Raw genomic sequence first — 4,069 nt, 5'->3', positions numbered from 1 at the left:
GTGACAAAGCCGTACAGCCCCAGATGCGCGTGGCCAACTGTATGGTGCGTGAAATGGACGACCACATTGAGGCTGCGCAGCGCTTCGAAGGCCCCCTGGATCGAACTGACCGTGTACATCAGGCCGCCAAAGCCGATGAAGCGAAGCGTGGGCGAATAGCGCAGCGCAGCCAGCTTGCCCTTGAGCGTGCCATGCATGTTCACCGTGAACGCCATCACCGGAATGATCATCATCATGCTCTGCACGATCGACAGCGTGACCATCCATCCGGGCACCGGCCCACCCACGAGATGGTGGCCACCGACCTGGCCATAGAAGAAGGCCAGCCCCCAGAAGCCGAGCAGCGATAGATTGTAGGACTGCACCGGCCGGCCAATGATCTTTGGCAGGAAGTAGTAGATCGAGGCCAACGCCAGCGGCGTATAGAACAGGCCCAGCACATTGTGGGCGAACCACCAGTTCATTGTGGCCTCCTCAATGCCATGGTGCAGCCCCGGAACATTGGCGACCAGGAATAGCACGGGGAACCAGAACAGCGCACAGCCCATGTACCAGACGGATACGTAGAGATGTTCGACGTTGCGGTTGAGTAATGTCAGTGCGAGCGGCACACCGAGCAGCGCGCCACCGGCCACAAAGAGAATGTCGATCTGCCAGGGAATCTCCAGCCATTCGAGCCCGTCGGCCAGGCCTGCGCCGATCGCACCCAGTCCCGCGATCAGTGCCGCGTTCCACAGTGCGGCACCGAGGAATGCATAGCGCGCGCCGACAAGTTCGGTCTTGAGCAGCCGCGGGATCACGAACAGCGCGATACCCAGTCCGGCCATCGGCGCCCAGCCATAGGCTACGGCGTTCAGGTGAATAGTGCGAATGCGGCCAAAGGTGAGCCAGGCCTCATCGGCGAGCCAGTCGGGCGCGTGCAGCTTGACTGACGCTGTCAGGCCCGCGGCGGATGCGACCAGCAGCCACGCAAACGCGCAGCAGAACAGGAAGAACACCAGCGGCGCGGTCGAGGCATCCGCGCGGGCACGCTGGGCCAGCTCGGCGCTCGCACCGGAGCCCGCATGGTGCGGGGCCGCCGACTGCCACCGCGCGATACGCGCGGCATCATTGGCGGGGTCTTCGACGGAGCCGATCTCGCCCGGCGCGAAGATGACTTCCGCTGCCTTGGGATCGCGGTCGAACAGGCCACGACGCTGCGACCAGATGAAAGCGAACAGCCCGATCATCGACAGCACGAAGGCAGATAGCAGAATCGCGATGGTGCTCACGGGAACTCTCCAGAGAAATGCGAATGGGCGCGGTACGGTCGAGGTAGTGCTACCTGCGGCGCACTGCGGCAGCGGGCCGAAATTCTGCGCTTGCTAAGGCGTTGTGATGGGCCTCGCTTGGGCTTCGCGGCATTCTATTAAAGATGCATATCAAATGCAATATATTGATTATCGCCTTCCCCATTACTGCGCTGGCGAAATGGCGCCACGACGGGATAGGGCCAGCGCCAGTCCGACGGAGGCTGGAGACGATGATCCATCCCGATAGATGACATGGTAGGCACGGCCCGATGACCGGGGTAGACACATAGCGGACTCTTCTGCGTTTCCTATTTCGCACCAATGCCTCTGGTGCGGATGCCGCTCCGACGTCCGTACTTCCGCATCCACCGGATAGCGACTGACCAGTGAGCACCCAATCTGGACCCAGAATTTGCGTCAAAAACTGAACGTGAGCCGTCACTGCGCTTGCGCTTCAGCAGCTATGGCCATGTGCTGCTCGGCCGCCGGCATCGCATTTTTTCGGTCGCGCGCCTCGGCCACAGCGCTCAGGTTCAAAACCTTCAGAGGTACTGACTTGTGGTGGCTCGCGCATGAGAACATGAATCATCCAACTCGCGTGAGCATTTCCCTGGTGTGAGGGACGTGAAACAGATCCTTGTCGATCAACTCGACAGGTTCCCCGCTGGACAGGCGCCAATTCTTGGCGCCTGGATAGACGCGCAGGCCTCTAGGCGTCACCACTGACGTGAAGTAGCGACACTCAAGCACAAAAACGCATCGGTCGTCCTCGCCAGCGCAAGTCAGTCGCTGTACCACCTTGTTGCCATGGCGTGGGCCGGCGAGGGGATGCAACAGCTTGATAGCCATGTCAGGAAACGTGATAGCAGGAAAAAACAGAGGCAACTGGCCGGCTTAATCTCGTATGCGTCTTGAGCGCGCGCATGCCTCGATTAGCCTCGGCAGCAATTGCCTACAGACGAGCCCCGGCCCTGTCGGCTTTCGATCCTGTATTGGGAGCGCAGGTGCTTGGCAACCTCGCGGGTCACGGCGACGCTGACGCCATGACCCTCTGGATAGCGCAGGATTACATGCTGGGTGGCAGATTGACGGGGATCTGGTTGCGCAGGCTCTGATTGATAGCGTTCCAGCCGCGAATGAGCGCGATCGTGTATGACATTTCAGCGATTTCCTGCTCGCTGAAGTGCTCGCGCAGTTGGGGGTAGAGGGCGTCCGTATCGTCGCGATGTGGCAGGGCGTTGACGGCCTCCGCCCAGGCCAGGGCGGCGCGCTCGCGCGCGTCGAAGAATGGCGCCTCGCGCCAGCCGGCAATCGCGTTCACGTGGCGTGGGTCCGCGCCCTGCTTGATCAGGTCGCGCCAGTGCACGTCGACGCACACACCACAGCCGTTGATTTGCGATACGCGCAACAGGATGAGGTCTACGAGCCGGCGGCCGAATGAGCTGTTCTTGCACGTTTGCGTCAGATGGATCATCGCTTTCAGGTGGACCGGGGCGAGCTGGAAGAGGTTCAGGCGTGCTGCAGACATGGGGTGCACCTTTCTTCTGGTTGGATAGCAGATTCACCGACACTCGAGAGTCGGAGCGTTTCGTCTGCGGCTGCCGCCGCCCGGGTGCGCGCGTCATCCAACAAGGGGTCGCGTCGCCCATCGAGGCGGGCGACGCTCACCGGCGTCCCGTGCATATCGGAAGGGTGGGCTTGCGAGGTCGCCCGCTCGTCAATACGCTGATAGACCCGAGCAAGCCTGTCGACCAAAGGACTGCTGGCGATGAGGGAAGACATGGCGAGCGTGCTTCCCGTCAATGCGGCGATGGCCAGGGCCGCGAAAAATGTGGACATGATGGTATCTAATAGCCGCCACGTTCGTGTGGTTGGCGAAGAAAAGGCACCTTCGGCGTGCAAGTAGGTGCCACGTTAAGACATTAGAACGGCTTAGTCGGCAGGTACTTGCCGTCCAGGGTGATCACCGCGCGGTGGCCGCCCTCGGGGTCGTCCACCTTCTTGATGTCGAGCTTGAAGTTGATGGCGCTTATGATGCCGTCGCCGAACTGCTCGTGAACCAGGGCCTTGAGCGTGGAGCCGTAGATCTGCACGATCTCGTAGAAGCGGTAGATGGTCGGGTCAGTCGGTACGCCGCCAGGGATGCTGCCGCGCACAGGAATGGTCTGCAACTGGCGCACGGCATCTTCGCCCAGGTCCAGCTTGTCGGCGACGATCTTTGCCGCGGAGGCGGGCAGCGGATGCTGGCCGAGGAGGGCGGCCGTGACAAAGGCCAGGCTCAGTCCGGTGCCTTCGTTGATCTGCTCGAAGGTGAGCCCCTTGCGGCTCTTTGCATCGATGATGTTATCGCTCAGGGCTTGACGGGAGGATTGGCTGAATTGGGATTGGGTCATGCTAACTCCTTGAGAGGGTGAAACGTGGGGGTGAGGCATTCAGGCAGCGATCGACTCGCGACTGCGTGGAGTTGCGGATGCATTGGGATGCGCCGCGAGCGAAACGAAAGTATTGGTCGAGCCATCCAGGGCATCGATCGCGCCGGTTTCGATGTCATAGAGCCAGCCGTGTAGGTTCAGGCGGCCTTGTTCAAGCGCGAGTGCCACGGCGGGGTGGGTCTTGATGTTGGCCAGCTGGGCGATGACGTTCTCGCGGACCATGGAATTCACGCGTGCTTGCGTGGATGCGTGCGCACTCGCCTCGTTGACGGCCTTGGCGGCGTCGGCATGGTGAAGCCAGCTTTTCACGGCGGGCATGTGGGCCAGGCATTTGCATGTGGCCAC

The 4,069-nt window shown here is 61.5% G+C and carries 5 protein-coding genes; all 5 read right to left on the bottom strand.

Annotated elements, in window-relative coordinates:
* Window positions 1–1,271: cbb3-type cytochrome c oxidase subunit I (locus BLR29_RS09675; protein ID WP_092136586.1), on the bottom strand; the 1,271-nt coding region annotated here is incomplete at its 3' end.
* Between the two features lie 1,087 nt (window positions 1,272–2,358).
* Window positions 2,359–2,820 carry a carboxymuconolactone decarboxylase family protein gene (locus tag BLR29_RS09670; RefSeq protein WP_092136584.1) on the bottom strand — a complete coding sequence of 154 codons (462 nt, stop codon included), beginning with the start codon at window positions 2,818–2,820 and terminating at the stop codon, window positions 2,359–2,361.
* Window positions 2,802–3,131: a hypothetical protein gene (locus BLR29_RS09665; protein ID WP_092136582.1), complete on the bottom strand. Its 330-nt coding sequence runs from the start codon at window positions 3,129–3,131 to the stop codon at window positions 2,802–2,804. The genes BLR29_RS09670 and BLR29_RS09665 overlap by 19 nt, the downstream gene beginning before the upstream one ends.
* 83 nt (window positions 3,132–3,214) lie before the next feature.
* Window positions 3,215–3,685, bottom strand: a complete 471-nt coding sequence (cynS, locus tag BLR29_RS09660) for a cyanase (protein WP_092136580.1) — start codon at window positions 3,683–3,685, stop codon at window positions 3,215–3,217.
* Between the two features lie 39 nt (window positions 3,686–3,724).
* The coding region (locus BLR29_RS09655) for a carbonic anhydrase (protein ID WP_304441184.1) at window positions 3,725–4,069 on the bottom strand (345 nt) is incomplete at its 5' end.

Source organism: Cupriavidus sp. YR651 (assembly GCF_900101625.1).
Taxonomy (GTDB): domain Bacteria; phylum Pseudomonadota; class Gammaproteobacteria; order Burkholderiales; family Burkholderiaceae; genus Cupriavidus.
The sequence above is the reverse complement of the archived record's forward strand: the minus strand, read 5'-3'. Positions and strand labels throughout refer to the sequence as shown.

What these genes read in the sequence shown, in the direction of transcription:
- cynS (WP_092136580.1), bottom strand. Translation starts at nt 3,685, where the DNA reads ATGACCCAATCCCAATTCAGCCAATCCTCCCGTCAAGCCCTGAGCGAT.
- BLR29_RS09670 (WP_092136584.1), bottom strand. Translation starts at nt 2,820, where the DNA reads ATGTCTGCAGCACGCCTGAACCTCTTCCAGCTCGCCCCGGTCCACCTG.
- BLR29_RS09665 (WP_092136582.1), bottom strand. Translation starts at nt 3,131, where the DNA reads ATGTCCACATTTTTCGCGGCCCTGGCCATCGCCGCATTGACGGGAAGC.